A 13,321-nucleotide genomic window follows, 5' to 3' on the forward strand; every position below is an offset into this window, starting at 1 on the left:
GCTGAGCGGATCACAGGGTCTCGCGGATCGTGACGAACGCGTCGAGGGACGTGGGATCGGTCAGCGCGCCCTTGGCGGCAGCATCCTCGATCGACGCACCCTGCAGGATCTTCTTGACCGGCACCTCGAGCTTCTTGCCCGACAGGGTGCGGGGGAGCGCCGCGACCTGATGGATCGCGTCGGGGACGTGCCGGGGCGACAGCTGCGTGCGCAGGGCGAGCGCGAGTCGCTGGTGGAGCGCCTCGTCGAGGTCGAGCCCGTCGGTGAGCACGACGAACAGCAGGAGCCGGCCGGCGCCGCCCTCGGCGTCCTCGAGGTGGACCACAAGGCTGTCGACGACCTCGGGCAACGCCTCGACGACGGTGTAGAACTCGGCGGTCCCCAGGCGTACGCCTCCACGGTTGAGCGTCGCGTCGCTGCGACCCGTGATGATGCAGGTGCCGCGCTCGGTGATCGTGATCCAGTCGCCGTGGCGCCAGACGCCGGGGATGTCCTCGAAGTAGGCCGCCCGATAGCGGGAACCGTCGGCGTCGCCCCAGAACCCGACCGGCATCGACGGCATCGGCTGCGTGATGACGAGCTCGCCGAGCGAGCCGATCACGGGGTGACGTTCCTCGTCGTACGCCTCGACGGCGCAGCCGAGCATGCGGCACGAGATCTCCCCGGCGTAGACCGGGACGGTCGGCGCGGCGCCGACGAACCCGGAGCACACGTCCGTGCCGCCGGAGATCGAGCCGAGCTGCACCGTCGGGCTGACCGCGTCGTAGACCCAGCGGAATCCCTCGGCGGGCAGCGGTGCGCCGGTCGAGCCGACGCCGCGGAGCCGTGACAGGTCGGCGACCTCGTGCGGCACGAGCCCTTCCTTGCGGCACTGCAGCAGATAGGGCGCGCTGGTGCCGAAGTACGTCATCTCGAGCCGCTCGGCGAGCTGCCACAGCATCGCGAGGTCGGGGTGTCCCGGATTGCCGTCGAACAGCACGATCGTCGAGCCGACCGCGAGGCCCGAGATCAGCAGGTTCCACATCATCCAGCCGGTCGTCGAGAACCAGAAGAAGCGGTCCGCGCGGCCGAGGTCGTGGTGGAACGCCAGCGACTTGAGGTGCTCGAGCGTGATGCCGCCGTGGCCGTGCACGATCGGCTTCGGCAGTCCGGTGGTGCCCGACGAGAACAGCACGTAGAGCGGCGCCGCGAACGGCAGGCGTACGAACTCGAGCGGCCCGGACTCGGCGGTGAGCTCGGCCCACGTGATCGCGCCGTCAGGAGCCGCGGCGTCGGCGTCCAGGTAGGGCAGCCACACGACGGTGCACAGGCTCGGCAGGCTGCTGGTGATCGCCTCGACCTCGGCCCGCCGGTCGACGCCCTTGGTGCCGTAGCGATAGCCGTCGACCGCCAGCAGGACGGTCGGCTCGATCTGCTGCCACCGGTCGACCACGCTCTGGGTGCCGAACTCCGGCGCGCACGACGAGAACACCGCGCCGAGGCTCGCCGCGGCCAGGAGCAGCACCAGCGTCTCCGGGATGTTGGGGGAGTAGGCGGCGACCCGGTCTCCCGCCTCGACGCCGGCGCGCTGGAGGCCGGCGCGGGCGCGTGCCACCTGGTCACGGAGCTCGCCCGCGGTCAGACGTACGTCGTCGCGGCTCTGCGAGGCGGCGACCACGACGACGTCGTCGTCGGTCCGGCCGGGCATCCGCAACATCGCCTCGGCGTAGTTGAGGCGTACGTCGGGGAACCACACCGCGCCGGGCATCGACGCGTCGGCGAGGGCGATCGTCGGGTCGCCGTCGGCGGGGACGTCGAAGTGCTGCCACGCGGCGCGCCAGAAGTCGTTGGGCTGCTCCACCGACCAGGCCCAGAGCGCGTCGTAGTCGGCGAACGTCTGGTCCAGCCCTTGCATGAACCGCTCGAGCCTCGAGGTGCCGTCGAGCGGCGGGCTCCAGAGAACGTCGGTCACTCGGGAATTGTAGGGCTGCTCTCGGCCACCGTGATGAGCCAGTAGGACAGGAGATAGGTCACCGCGCCCAGGGCCGGCACGAGCACGAGTGCCCTCCGGTCGTCGGCCATGTCGAGGAAGAGCCCCAGGATCGCGACGATCGTCAGGACCACCGCCAGGAAGCTGATGAGTCCGGCCTTGGCGGTGCCGAACGCCGTCAGGAGCAGGTCACCGATGATGATCGCGATGAAGGTGACGACGACGAACGTCAGCGAGCCCCACTGCTTGCCGCCGGAGGCGACGCCGCGTACGTCGTTGAAGATCTCGAGGGCGATCAGCCCGAGACCCACCGACGCCAGGCCGACGACGAGGCCCGTGATGAGGGCAGCCAACCGGCCGTCGATGTGCGGGACGCGCCAGGCGATGATCGCGCGGAACCGGTCGGCGACGAACGTACCGGTGGCCCTCGCCGCAGAGCCCGTGGCTCCCGCGACCCCCGATGCGACGCCCGCACCGCGCGAGGTCAGTGCCTTGCCGGCCGCGCCCACGTTGACGCGGGGGCGGGTCTTCGTCGTCCCGGCGGGCTTGGAGCCCGGGCGGCTGGCGACCTTGGCCTGCGGCTTCGTGCGGGTCGTCGAGACCGGCCGGCCGTAGCGGACGGTCTTGTCCGGCGGCGGTGACGCAGGGCGTACGACGGTCTTCTTGACGACGCGTTTGACCACCTTCTTGGCGGGCTGCTGCTCGTCGACCATGCGCTGAGTCTTTCACAGCGGATGTCACGTCACAGGCGGTCGAACGTTGCGATCAGGTTGAGTTCTGCGCTCAGCGAGATCCACCTGGCCGAGATGTCGGATCCGGAGCGGGCCCGTTCGTCGTACGTGTAGAGGCCGCTCCGGAGGCGGCACCCGACGAGAGGCATCCCGATGTACGCATTCCTGAAGCAGCTGACGAACGCGGTCCTGAAGGCCACGAGCTGGGGCCTGGAAGCCCCCGAGCTGCGCCGTCACGAGCGCGGATCGGTCCCGGTCATGACCTTCAGCCCGCGCTTCTGAGCGGAGACGAGGAATGGCCGGACCCTGGGGGTCCGGCCATTCACTGTGTCGGGCTGACAGGATTTGAACCTGCGGCCTCGTCGTCCCGAACGACGCGCGCTACCAAGCTGCGCCACAGCCCGAATGCTCCCTAGATGAGGGAACCGGAAGAGTCTATCCCAGTCAGGGTGAGCAGCGTCGCCTCGGGGCGGCACGCGAAACGTACGGGCGTGTAGGGCGACGTGCCGAGCCCGGCGGACACGTGGAGCCACGACGGGTCGTGACCGTCGACCTGGTGCCGGTGCAGCCCGCGAGCACGGGCCCGGTCGAGGTCGCAGTTGGTGACGAGCGCCCCGTAGAACGGGATGCGCAGCTGGCCGCCGTGGGTGTGGCCGGCCATGATCAGCGGGTAGCCGAGCGTGTTCCAACGGTCGAGGACCCGCAGGTAGGGGGCATGGGCCACGCCGATCGCCAGGTCTGCCGTGGTGTCGGCCGGGACCTCGTCGAGCACGTCGTAGTTGAGGTGCGGGTCGTCGACCCCGACGAACGCGAGGCGCCGCCCACCGGCGACGAACGACGCGTGGCGGTTGCTGAGGTCGACCCAACCGCGCTGCTCGAACGCGTGACGCAGCTGGTCGAACGGCAGGTCGCGCTTGCGCTTCCACTCACCGCCCGTGCCACCCCGGAGGTAGTTGACCGGGTTCTTGGCGACGGGGGAGAAGTAGTCGTTCGACCCGAACACGAACGCGCCGGGCAGGTCCAGCAGGTCGCCGTACGCGCGCAGCACCGACGGCACGGCGTCGAGGTGCGCGAGGTTGTCGCCGGTGTTGACGACCAGGTCGGGCTGGAGGTCGGCGAGGCCGCGCAGCCAGTGCTGCTTCTTGTGCTGGCTCGGCGTCATGTGGGTGTCGGAGAGGTGCAGCACGCGCAGCGGCTCCGACCCGGCTGCGAGCACCGGCACCGTGACCTCGCGGAGGGTGAATGCGCGTACCTCGTAGACCGAGGCGTACGCCAGCCCGGCCGCGGCAGCCGCGAAGGGCCAGAGCAAGGGGCGCACGGGTCCAGTCTCCCTCACGCCTGGGCACTCGCCTCACGGAGTCGCGTGGCGACGGCGACGAGGTCGGGAGTCAGTCCGGTGACGTGGTCGGAGTCCCGCAGGAGGCGGCGTACGTTGCCGAGGTCGCGGGCCGCCTGGCCGAGGGTCGCCCGGTGCGGGGTCGGACCGAGGTCCGCCGCTGCGTCGGCGACTGCGAGCACCGCATCGAGCGCGTGAGCGGGTGCCGTCGTCGGTCGCCTGAGTCTGTGGTGCAGGCGCCACGTCGGCCGGACGAGCTCGAGGTGGTGCCGTGCAGCATGGAGGGCGGAGAGATCAGGCTCGCCTCCCTCGAGGCGCCCCTTGAGGACGTCCTGCACGGCCGCGAGGACATCAGCGGTGCGGCGCCGGGCGACATCTCGTGTGCGTACGGGCAGCAGGAACCACGAGACCGCGACCGCGATCGCCCCGCCGATGACGATGGCGAGCAGCCGGACCTCGAGCTGACTGCCCTCACCTGTCCCGTAGTAGCCGTAGAGCAGGGCCAGCACCGCGGTGACGCACCCGGCCCAGTACGCGTACCCGCGAGGTCGCAGCCAGGTGCCGATCGCCAGCACGACGAAGATCGCCACCACGGAGGCGTGCGATCCCGGGGTGACCCGACCGGCGATCAGCGTCGCGGCCGTCGTGCCGACGAGGGCGCCGAGGACACGCAGCACGCTCTTGGTGAGCACGTCGCCGCGCCCGCGGTTGCCGCTGTTCACGACGAACGCCGTGATGACGACCCACGGCCAGTGCTCGTCGAACGCGAGGTGGCCGATGACCAGGGCGACACCGAGCGACACCAGCATCTGGATCGCCATCCGGGTGCTCGCGTCGAGCACTCGACCGGCTCGCCGTCGTGCCGGTGCCGGCGGAACGTCGTGCAGCAGCCCGAGGGAGTGCGCGACCGTCGTCGCGGCAGCGGCCCACACGTACGCCACGACCGCGACGACAGGCGTCCACCACGCGTCGTGGGCGGCGGGGGCGGCCACGGCCGGCGTGGTCAGCACGGCGATGAACGGCAACGACATGAGGGTGCCGAGGCGGCTCGCGACCGGGCCCAGCCGGCGCAGCAGGATGGGTGCGCTCAAGCCCACGGCGAGCAGACCGCCGCCGACCGCCTCGTGGTGGAACAGGACCTCGGCGACGTACCGCGCCGCGATCGCCACGACCACGAGCGTCGCGAGTCGTGCTCCGCGACTCCGCCAGGACCCGTGGCCCTCGAGCCGGCCCAGCGTCAGGGCGAGCACGACCGACAGGATGATGAGCGTCGAGCTGAAGCCGGCGATGTCGTGCAGGGCCAGCGTCGTGCCGAAGCTTCCGAGCACGGCCGACATCGTGACGATCGCGCGGACCAGCTCGGCGGAGGGCCGCCACCGCACGGTGGGGGCGGGTCGGGAGTCCCTCATGGCCGCGACGCTACCGCCGCCCGGTCCTGCGACAATGTGACGTATGTCAGGACTCAAGGACCAGCTGCACGACGACCTCACCACCTCGATGAAGGCGCGCGATGCGCTGCGCACGTCGACGCTGCGCATGGTGCTCACGGCGATCACCAACGCCGAGGTCGCCGGCAAGGAGGTCCGCGAGCTGAGCGACGAGGACATCATCACGGTGCTGGGCTCGGAGGCCAAGAAGCGCCGTGAGGCCGCTCAGGCGTTCGCCGAGGGCAACCGCCCCGAGCTCGCCGACAAGGAGCGCGCCGAGGCGGAGATCCTCGCCGAGTACCTGCCGGCTCAGCTGAGCGCTGAAGAGATCGCCGCCATCGTGTCGGCTGCCGTCGAATCCGCCGGCGCCGCGGGCGAGGGCATGAAGGCCATGGGCAAGGTCATGGGGATCGTGTCACCCCAGGTCAAGGGCAAGGCCGACGGCGGCGCCGTCGCCGCTGAGGTCAAGCGGCAGATCAACGGTTCCTGAGGAGCGAGCTCTGAGAGCTTGCGAGCAGAGGACGCGTCTCGAAGGAGGCGCCTGACGCTCAGCCGTTCGTCCCGTTGCCTGGACCGTCCGTGCCGTTGCCCGGCCCATCGGTCCCGTTGCCGCCACCGCCGCCACCACCGGTGGTGCCGGTGTTGCCGTCGTTCGACGGCTTCTTCTTGGCCTTCTTGGGCGCCGACGGCTTGGTCTTGGGCGGCGGGTCGAAGTTGACCGACGGCAGGAAGTCCTGGATGACGTGCATCGCCTTGGCCCACATCGGCCCGGCCAGCGAGCTGCCGCCGACGGTGTGGAAGTCGAGGAAGCTCCCGTTGATCGTCACGCCCGCCAGGGTGCGGGGGTTGCCGTTGCTCTTGACGCCGGCGAGCATCGCCATGGCGGCGAGCTTGGGCGTGTAGCCGGCGTACCAGACCGCCTGGTTGTCCTGGGCGGTTCCGGTCTTGGCCGCCGACGGGATCTTGAGGCCCGTGCCACCCAAGTCGTAGCCGAAGCCGCCCGGCTCCTGGACGCCGCGCAGGATGTCGTTGATCTGGGCGGCGTCGTCCTTGCTCATGACGCGCTCGCAGTTGGGGTGGAACTTGCGGATCGTCTTGCCGTTGGCGTCGATGATCGAGTCGACCGGAAGGGGAGCGCAGTACATGCCGCCGGAGGCCGGCACGGCGTACGCGGCGGCCATGTCGAGGGGGCTGACGCTGGTGACGCCGAGGGTGAACGGTCCTACCTGGTCGTCATCGGGCACCTTGATGCCCATCGACTCCGCGGCGCGCACGACGTTGCAGAGCCCCGCCTTCTTCTCGAGCTGCGCGAAGTAGGTGTTCACCGACTCGCGGGTGCCCGTGTACATGTTCTTGGTGCCGCTCGTCGTCGAGTTCTTGACCGGCCACGGGGAAGTGCCGCCACCGTTGCAGGCGAAGTAGCTGCCGGCCGGAACCGTCATCTTGGCCGGCGACTTGAACGTCTGGCCGACGTCGATGCCCTGCTTGAGCGCCGCGGCGACGGTGAACATCTTGAACGTCGAGCCGGCGGGGAAGCCGCCGGAGTTGCCGAACCTCGTGGGCACGGTGAAGTTGATGAACGACTGGCCCTTCTTCTTGTTGCGCCCCATCGGCTTGGACTGGGCGAGTCCCTTGACCTTGCCGGTGCCCGGCTCGAGGAGCGCCATGGCGCCGAGCGCCTTGTCCTTGGCAGCGACGGTCGACGTGACGGCCTTGTTGATGGCCTTCTGCATGCGGACGTCGACGTTGGACTTGATCGTCAGACCGCCACGCTCGAGCGCGCGCTGCCGATCCGCGACGGTGGGGCCGAGCGCGGTCGACCTCAGCAGGTAGCTCTGGATGTAGGCGCAGGAGAACTCGGCGACGGTCGAGACGCAGCCATTGGGGAACTTGGTGACCTTGAGGCCCAGCGGGGCGGCCTGGTAGCGCTTGGCGTCGGCCTCGGAGATCTTGCCGAGCCGCGCCATGACGGCCAGCACGGTGTTGCGGCGGGCCAGCGCCTTCTCGGGGTAGACGCGGGGGTCGAACTGCACCGGGTTCTTGACGAGGCCGGCGAGCGTCGCTGCCTGGCGTACGTTGAGCTTCGCCGGGCTCACGGAGAAGTAGTGGTAGGACGCCGCACTGATGCCGTACGCGCTGTCGCCGAAGTAGGCGAGGTTGAGGTAGCGCTCGAGGATCTCCTTCTTGGTGTGCGTCTCCTCGTACTGGATCGCGAGCTTGAGCTCACGGATCTTGCGGGCCGTGGACTTCTTGATCGCGGCCAGCTGCTGCTTCTTGGTCGTCGCCTGGGAGACGAGGGTCAGCTTGACGAGCTGCTGCGTGATCGACGAGCCACCCTGCGTCTGCCCCTCCGACGCGTTGTTGACGAGCGCGCGGAGCGTGCCCTTGAGGTCGAGCGCCCCGTGCTCGTAGAAGCGGGCGTCCTCGATCGACAGGATCGCGTCCTGCATCAGCGGGGAGATCTTGGACAGCGGGATGTCCTGGCGGTTCTCCTCGTAGAAGTACGCGATGAGGTCGCCGTTGGCGGCCAGCAGGCGGGTCGTCTGGGCGCTCGGCTGGTCGTCGAGCTCCAGCGGGAGGTTGACGATGTCGTTGCTGAGGTTGTTGGCCGTCGAGGCGAACAGGGCCGTGCCGGGGATGAAGATCGCCGCGACGAGGATGCCGGCCACGGCCGACAGCAGCGCCATCGTGCCCACGATCGACAGTGGTCCGTCGTGGCGCTTCTCGCGCTGTGCGGTCTGGCGCAGCGAGGCGCGGAGTTCTTCCCAAGACATGGGGTCAGGTTACGTGACGATGCCGAGAAGCCCTCAGTGGCGACAACGTGTCTAGTCCATCAGGACTAGAGAAAGATGGTCACAATCGCTCTGACGGTTGTCCCGCCGAATTCTTAGATTGATCTCAACAACCAACTTCGATCCAACAAGGGATCGGTCTCGGGGAGGTTCTTGATCATGTGGAATGAAAACTGGGCGGCTGAGGCCGCGTGTCGCGGGAAGTCCGACGCACTGTTCGTCAAGGGCGCTGAGCAGAACCGCGCCAAGCAGGTCTGTGGCACCTGCCACGTACGGGCGGAGTGCCTGGCCGAAGCGCTGGACAACCGCATCGAGTGGGGTGTCTGGGGCGGTATGACCGAGCGCGAGCGCCGTGCGCTGCTGCGTCGCCGGCCCAACGTCACGGCCTGGCGCAGCATCCTCTCCGTCGCCGTCTAGGGCGTCGGCTGGCTCTGTCCGGCCAGCAGCTGACCGATCTCGCGCAGTCCGTCGAGGTCGTGCACGTCTCCGGCGAGCGCCGCGACCGATGCCGTGGGTACGCCCGGGTGCGCCGCACTGAAGCTGCGCTTGAGGCGCGACTCGCGTGCCGCGACCCGCATGCGTTCGGCGTGGATCGCCAGGAGGTCGGCGGTCATCCGGTCGGCCGCGTTGCCCGCCTCGAGCTTGCGGCCGGCTGACTCCGCGTCGGCCCCGGAGATGCCGTCGGCACCGTTCTCATGGACCCGGTTGACCACCAGCCCGGCCAGTGGCATCTGCTCACCGGCGAGCCGCTCGACGAAGTAGGACGCCTCGCGCATCGCCGCCGGCTCCGGCGCGGCGACCACGACGAAGGCGGTCTCCCGCGCCTGCAGCAGCGCGTACGTGCTCTCGGCCCGCTGCCGGAACCCGCCGAAGAGCGTGTCGAACGCGGCGACGAACGTCTGCATGTCGGTGAGCACCTGCGCACCGAGCACCTTGTTGAGGGCGCTCGTGACGATGCCGAACCCGGCGCTCAGCAGGCGGGCCGGGCCCTTCGCGGGCGCCAGCAGCAGCTTGATGAACCGGCCGTCGAGCATCGAGGAGAGCCGGTCAGGTGCGTCGAGGAAGTCGAGCGCGGACCGCGACGGGGGAGTGTCGACGACGATGAGGTCCCATCGCCGCTCCTCGTCGACCGCCTCGGCATGGAGCTGCCCCAGCTTTTCCATGGCCATGTACTCCTGCGTGCCCGCGAACGAGCTCGACAGGGCGACGTAGAACGGGTTGGCCAGGATCTGCTGCGCCTTCTCGGGCGTCGCGTGCGCCTCGACGACCTCGTCGAACGTGCGCTTCATGTCGAGCATCATCGCGTCGAGGGTGCCGCCGCCGGCGCCGACGTCCTTGACCGGGCGCGGGGTGTTGTCGAGCTCCGTCAGGCCCATCGCCTGGGCGAGGCGCCGGGCCGGGTCGATCGTCAGGACGCACACGTTGCGGCCCTGCTCGGCGGCGCGGAGCGCGAGGGCGGCAGCGGTCGTGGTCTTGCCGACGCCCCCGGATCCGCAGCACACGATGATCTCGGTCGTACGGTCGGCGAGCAGCGCGTCGACGTCGAGCGACCCGGCGGGTGGTCCGCCCGGTGCGCCGCGCGGCGAGCTGCGATCCTTGCGCGCTGAAGGAGACGTACGGGGGCGGCCGGTCATGCTGGGTCCTTCAGCTTCTCGGCCAGCTCGAACAGGGCGCCGAGGTCGATCCCGTCGGTCAGCGCGGGCAGCTCGACGAGGGGCTGGCCGCAGTCCTCGAGGATCGCGCGCTGCCCGTCCTGCAGCCGCTGGCGCTCGAGGTGAGCCTGGCCACCGGCGATCAGTGCGGGGGCGGCGGCCGGCTCGAGCGACGCCTTGGCGAGGGACTGCACGACCTTGCTCGTGGTCAGCTTGCCGTCCTCCAGCGCGGTGCGGGTGCCGGCCGACAGCAGCGGCGGGCGTACGAGGTTGAGGATGACCCGGCCGACGGGCAGCCGCTCGGACTGCAGCTCGGCGATGCCGTCGATCGTCTCCTGCACGGGCATCTCCTCCAGCACCGTGACGAGGTGCACGTGGGTGTCGCTCGAGCGCATCATCTGCATGATCGAGTCGGCCTGGCGGCGGATGGGGCCGACCTTGGCCAGGCCGGCGACCTCGGCGTTGACGTTGAGGAACCGGGTGATGCGTCCGGTCGGCGGGGCGTCCATGATCACGGCGTCGTACGCGAAGCCCTTGCCGTTGCGGCGCCGCGCCGCCTCGTACACCTTGCCCGTCAGCAGCACGTCGCGCACGCCCGGCGCGATCGTGGTGGCGAAGTCGATGATGCCGAACCGGTCGAGGGCCTTGCCGGCGCGGCCGAGCCGGTAGTACATGGCGAGGTACTCCAGCAGCGCCGACTCGGGGTCGATCGCCAGGGCGTACACCTCGCCGCCGCCGAGGCCGACCGCGATCTTGCGCTCCTCGTAGGGCAGCGGAGGCACGTCGAAGAGCTGGGCGATGCCCTGCCGCCCCTCGACCTCGCAGAGCAGGACCCGCTTGCCCTCGCCGGCCAGCGACATCGCGAGCGCGGCGGCGACCGTCGTCTTGCCGGTGCCGCCCTTGCCGGTGACGACATGGAGCTGCGTCGAGAGGGCCACGCGACGAGCCTACTTCGCCCAGCCGGATGCGCAGGGTGACCGATACAGTCGTGCCATGACGAAATGGGAGTACCTCACCGCCCCTGTCCTGGTGCACGCCACCAAGCAGATCCTCGACAACTTCGGCCAGGACGGCTGGGAGCTCGTGCAGATCGTGCCCGGCATGAACCCGGAGAACCTCGTCGCCTACTTCAAGCGGCCGATCGCATGAGCCGCGTGGACGACCGGCTCGCCGAGATCGGGCTGAGCGTGCCGCCGGTGCCGGCACCCGTCGCGGTCTACGTTCCCGCCGTGCGCACCGGATCGTACGTCTATACGTCCGGACAGTTGCCGCTCCTCGACGGCCAGCTCATCCTGACCGGCAAGGTCGGCGGCGAGGTGTCCGCCGAGGAGGCGTACGACTGCGCCCGCCAGTGCGCGCTCAATGCGATCGCCGCGGTCAAGTCGCAGGTCGATCTCGACGCCGTCGTTCGCGTCGTCAAGGCGACCGTGTTCGTCGCGAGCACGCCGGACTTCACCGGGCAGCCGGGCGTCGCCAACGGGGCGAGTGAGCTGTTCGGCGCCGCCTTCGGTGACGCCGGCACCCACGCCCGCAGCGCGGTCGGCGTACCTGTCCTCCCGCTCGATGCGCCCGTCGAGGTCGAGCTCATCGTCGAGGTCGGCTGACCCCATGCGCGTCCCCCTGCCCGAGAGGCTCCGCGAGCATGCGCAGGGCTACAACGGCACGGTGGTCGAGCCGCGTCACGCCTCGACGATCATCGTCGTGCGCGACGGGGCCGAGGGCATCGAGGCCTACCTCATGCGGCGCCAGACCAGCATGGCGTTCGCCGCCGGCATGTACGTCTTCCCGGGCGGTGGCATGCACCCCAGCGACGTCACGGGTGACGTGCCGTGGGCCGGTCCGTCGCCCGCCGAATGGGCGCGCCGGCTCGAGTGCGACGAGTCGATGGCGCGCGGGCTCGTCGTCGCCGCCGTACGCGAGACGTTCGAGGAGACCGGTGTCCTGCTCGCCGGGCCCGACGACTCGACGGTGCTGTCCGACACGAGCAGCCTCGAGATGCAGGCTGCCCGCGCGACGCTGGAGGCCGGCGAGCTGACGTTCGCCGACTTCTTGATCAGCCACGGACTGGTGCTCCGTTCGGACCTGATCGGGGCGTGGGCGCACTGGATCACTCCGACGTTCGAGCCGCGGCGCTACGACACCAGGTTCTTCGTGGCGGCGTTGCCTGAGGGGCAGCGGGTCGGCGAGATGAGCCGCGAGGCCGATCACGCTGCGTGGGTGCCGTTGAGCCAGGTCCTGGCCAGCGTCGAGGCCGGCGAGGCGGCGATGATGCCGCCGACCGTTGTGGCCTGCCGCGAGGTCGCCCAGCACACCGCGGACACGATTCTGGCCGCGGCCGCCGAACGTACGATCCGCACGATCGTGCCCCGGCTCGTCGAGATCGACGGCGACCTGTTCCTCGAGACCGACCTGGGAGACCTCACATGAGCGAGACCGTCACCGACCGTGCGGCGTACGTGCTGGCGGCCAACCCCGGCATCATGACGCTCGACGGCACCAACACCTGGATCCTGCGTGAGCCCGGGGCCTCGCAGTCCGTCGTGGTCGACCCCGGTCCCGTCGACGAGACACATCTCCGCGCGGTCCTCGACGCCGCCGGGTCCGTGGGACTCGTGCTGTTCACGCATCGCCACTTCGACCACACCGAGGCTCTCGGGCGGTTCGTCGAGCTGACGGGTGCGCCGGCGCGGTCGACCGATCCCGAGTTCACCCGCGGCGCCGAGCCCTTGGTCGACGGCGAGACGATCACGGTCGACGGCCTCGAGATCGAGGTCGTCGCGACACCGGGGCACACGACCGACTCGACCTGCTTCCGACTCGTCGCCGACGGCTCGTTGCTCAGCGGCGACACGATCCTCGGCCGCGGGACGACCGTGATCGCGCACCCTGACGGCGTGCTCGGGCCCTACCTCGACTCGTTGGCGCACATCCGTGAGCTCATCGAGGAGGGGCTCGTCACGCGGATCCTGCCGGGTCACGGGCCGGTGATCGACGATCCTCGTGCGGTCGTCGACTACTACCTCGAACACCGTGCCGAGCGGCTCGACCAGGTGCGCGCCGCCGTCGACGCCGGTGCGACGACGGCCCGCGAGGTCGTCGAGGCGGTCTACAAGGACGTCGATCCCGTGCTCTGGGGCGCCGCCGAGCTCAGCGTCGCCGCCCAGCTCGACTACCTCAAATCCTGACCCCCGAGATTTGGATTTCAGTGCACCACGCGGGGTGCATTCGTGGTGCACGAGAATCCAAATCTCGGTCCACAGGCCCTGGCGGGACGCGGCGCCGTCCACAGATCGCATGCCTTTGGAGCGTGCCGACGTGGGACTGGGCATCGTCGAAAGGTGCCGTCCCCTACCCCGCTCCCGCCCGCTCTGGCGGGTCGCGTTTTCACCGTCCGTGAAGCTGCTGCGCACGGTC

Annotated in this window: 14 protein-coding genes and 1 tRNA gene; 7 read left to right on the forward strand and 8 right to left on the reverse strand. The window is 69.9% G+C overall.

Annotated features, from left to right (window positions below; translation table 11 throughout):
* Positions 1 to 10: 10 nt before the first annotated feature.
* On the reverse strand, positions 11 to 1,951 hold the full coding sequence (locus ASE12_RS13615) for an acetoacetate--CoA ligase (protein ID WP_056401579.1): 1,941 nt from the start codon (positions 1,949 to 1,951) through the stop codon (positions 11 to 13).
* Complete coding sequence (locus ASE12_RS13620; protein ID WP_056401582.1) at positions 1,948 to 2,682, reverse strand: hypothetical protein; 735 nt, start codon at positions 2,680 to 2,682, stop codon at positions 1,948 to 1,950. The genes ASE12_RS13615 and ASE12_RS13620 overlap by 4 nt, the downstream gene beginning before the upstream one ends.
* Before the next feature lie 171 nt (positions 2,683 to 2,853).
* Here ASE12_RS13620 and ASE12_RS20675 point away from each other — a divergent pair, with 171 nt between their 5' ends.
* Entirely contained in the window at positions 2,854 to 2,982 is a 129-nt protein-coding gene (locus ASE12_RS20675) for a hypothetical protein (RefSeq protein ID WP_255355467.1), read from the forward strand.
* A gap of 48 nt (positions 2,983 to 3,030) precedes the next feature.
* Here the strand turns inward: ASE12_RS20675 and ASE12_RS13625 are convergent.
* From ASE12_RS13625 to ASE12_RS13635, 3 genes are all read right to left on the reverse strand, one after another.
* Positions 3,031 to 3,104 (reverse strand) — tRNA-Pro (locus ASE12_RS13625).
* Positions 3,105 to 3,112: 8 nt separating this feature from the next.
* Positions 3,113 to 4,018, reverse strand: a complete 906-nt coding sequence (locus ASE12_RS13630; protein ID WP_056401584.1) for a metallophosphoesterase — start codon at positions 4,016 to 4,018, stop codon at positions 3,113 to 3,115.
* A gap of 14 nt (positions 4,019 to 4,032) precedes the next feature.
* A complete protein-coding gene (locus ASE12_RS13635; RefSeq protein ID WP_162255491.1) occupies positions 4,033 to 5,445 on the reverse strand; it encodes an FUSC family protein in 1,413 nt (470 codons plus the stop codon).
* Between the two features lie 43 nt (positions 5,446 to 5,488).
* On the opposite strand from ASE12_RS13635, the gene ASE12_RS13640 reads away from it, so the two are divergent.
* Positions 5,489 to 5,953, forward strand: coding sequence for a GatB/YqeY domain-containing protein (locus tag ASE12_RS13640; RefSeq protein WP_056401589.1), 465 nt, complete (start codon positions 5,489 to 5,491; stop codon positions 5,951 to 5,953).
* A gap of 58 nt (positions 5,954 to 6,011) precedes the next feature.
* Here ASE12_RS13640 and ASE12_RS13645 read toward each other — a convergent pair whose 3' ends face one another.
* On the reverse strand, positions 6,012 to 8,237 hold the full coding sequence (locus ASE12_RS13645) for a transglycosylase domain-containing protein (RefSeq protein WP_056401592.1): 2,226 nt from the start codon (positions 8,235 to 8,237) through the stop codon (positions 6,012 to 6,014).
* 177 nt (positions 8,238 to 8,414) lie between these two features.
* Here ASE12_RS13645 and ASE12_RS13650 point away from each other — a divergent pair, with 177 nt between their 5' ends.
* The gene (locus ASE12_RS13650) at positions 8,415 to 8,672 is read left to right on the forward strand and encodes a WhiB family transcriptional regulator (protein ID WP_056210166.1); all 258 of its coding nucleotides are present in this window, start codon (positions 8,415 to 8,417) and stop codon (positions 8,670 to 8,672) included.
* Here ASE12_RS13650 and ASE12_RS13655 read toward each other — a convergent pair.
* Together ASE12_RS13655 and ASE12_RS13660 are read right to left on the reverse strand one after the other, a co-directional pair.
* Complete coding sequence (locus tag ASE12_RS13655; RefSeq protein WP_082582261.1) at positions 8,669 to 9,889, reverse strand: ArsA-related P-loop ATPase; 1,221 nt, start codon at positions 9,887 to 9,889, stop codon at positions 8,669 to 8,671. The genes ASE12_RS13650 and ASE12_RS13655 overlap by 4 nt on opposite strands.
* Complete coding sequence (locus tag ASE12_RS13660; RefSeq protein WP_056401595.1) at positions 9,886 to 10,845, reverse strand: ArsA-related P-loop ATPase; 960 nt, start codon at positions 10,843 to 10,845, stop codon at positions 9,886 to 9,888. Before ASE12_RS13660 ends, ASE12_RS13655 begins: the two co-directional genes overlap by 4 nt.
* Before the next feature lie 55 nt (positions 10,846 to 10,900).
* On the opposite strand from ASE12_RS13660, the gene ASE12_RS20105 reads away from it, so the two are divergent.
* From ASE12_RS20105 to ASE12_RS13675, 4 genes are read left to right on the forward strand one after another with little or no spacing between them, the layout of a single operon-like run.
* A complete protein-coding gene (locus ASE12_RS20105) occupies positions 10,901 to 11,056 on the forward strand; it encodes a DUF4177 domain-containing protein (protein ID WP_157412925.1) in 156 nt (51 codons plus the stop codon).
* A complete protein-coding gene (locus ASE12_RS13665) occupies positions 11,053 to 11,511 on the forward strand; it encodes a RidA family protein (protein WP_056401598.1) in 459 nt (152 codons plus the stop codon). Before ASE12_RS20105 ends, ASE12_RS13665 begins: the two co-directional genes overlap by 4 nt.
* A 4-nt stretch (positions 11,512 to 11,515) precedes the next feature.
* Entirely contained in the window at positions 11,516 to 12,334 is an 819-nt protein-coding gene (locus ASE12_RS13670; RefSeq protein WP_056401601.1) for an NUDIX domain-containing protein, read from the forward strand.
* Complete coding sequence (locus ASE12_RS13675) at positions 12,331 to 13,092, forward strand: MBL fold metallo-hydrolase (protein ID WP_056401604.1); 762 nt, start codon at positions 12,331 to 12,333, stop codon at positions 13,090 to 13,092. Before ASE12_RS13670 ends, ASE12_RS13675 begins: the two co-directional genes overlap by 4 nt.
* Positions 13,093 to 13,321 lie beyond the last annotated feature (229 nt).

The sequence above is a fragment of the Aeromicrobium sp. Root236 genome (assembly GCF_001428805.1).
Taxonomy (GTDB): domain Bacteria; phylum Actinomycetota; class Actinomycetes; order Propionibacteriales; family Nocardioidaceae; genus Aeromicrobium.

Bases quoted from the DNA above. Each gene is read 5' to 3' on its own strand.
- ASE12_RS13620 (WP_056401582.1), bottom strand. From the start codon at position 2,682: ATGGTCGACGAGCAGCAGCCCGCCAAGAAGGTGGTCAAACGCGTCGTC.
- ASE12_RS20675 (WP_255355467.1), top strand. From the start codon at position 2,854: ATGTACGCATTCCTGAAGCAGCTGACGAACGCGGTCCTGAAGGCCACG.
- ASE12_RS13635 (WP_162255491.1), bottom strand. From the start codon at position 5,445: ATGAGGGACTCCCGACCCGCCCCCACCGTGCGGTGGCGGCCCTCCGCC.
- ASE12_RS13640 (WP_056401589.1), top strand. From the start codon at position 5,489: ATGTCAGGACTCAAGGACCAGCTGCACGACGACCTCACCACCTCGATG.
- ASE12_RS13645 (WP_056401592.1), bottom strand. From the start codon at position 8,237: ATGTCTTGGGAAGAACTCCGCGCCTCGCTGCGCCAGACCGCACAGCGC.
- ASE12_RS13650 (WP_056210166.1), top strand. From the start codon at position 8,415: ATGTGGAATGAAAACTGGGCGGCTGAGGCCGCGTGTCGCGGGAAGTCC.
- ASE12_RS13655 (WP_082582261.1), bottom strand. From the start codon at position 9,889: ATGACCGGCCGCCCCCGTACGTCTCCTTCAGCGCGCAAGGATCGCAGC.
- ASE12_RS20105 (WP_157412925.1), top strand. From the start codon at position 10,901: ATGACGAAATGGGAGTACCTCACCGCCCCTGTCCTGGTGCACGCCACC.
- ASE12_RS13665 (WP_056401598.1), top strand. From the start codon at position 11,053: ATGAGCCGCGTGGACGACCGGCTCGCCGAGATCGGGCTGAGCGTGCCG.
- ASE12_RS13670 (WP_056401601.1), top strand. From the start codon at position 11,516: ATGCGCGTCCCCCTGCCCGAGAGGCTCCGCGAGCATGCGCAGGGCTAC.
- ASE12_RS13675 (WP_056401604.1), top strand. From the start codon at position 12,331: ATGAGCGAGACCGTCACCGACCGTGCGGCGTACGTGCTGGCGGCCAAC.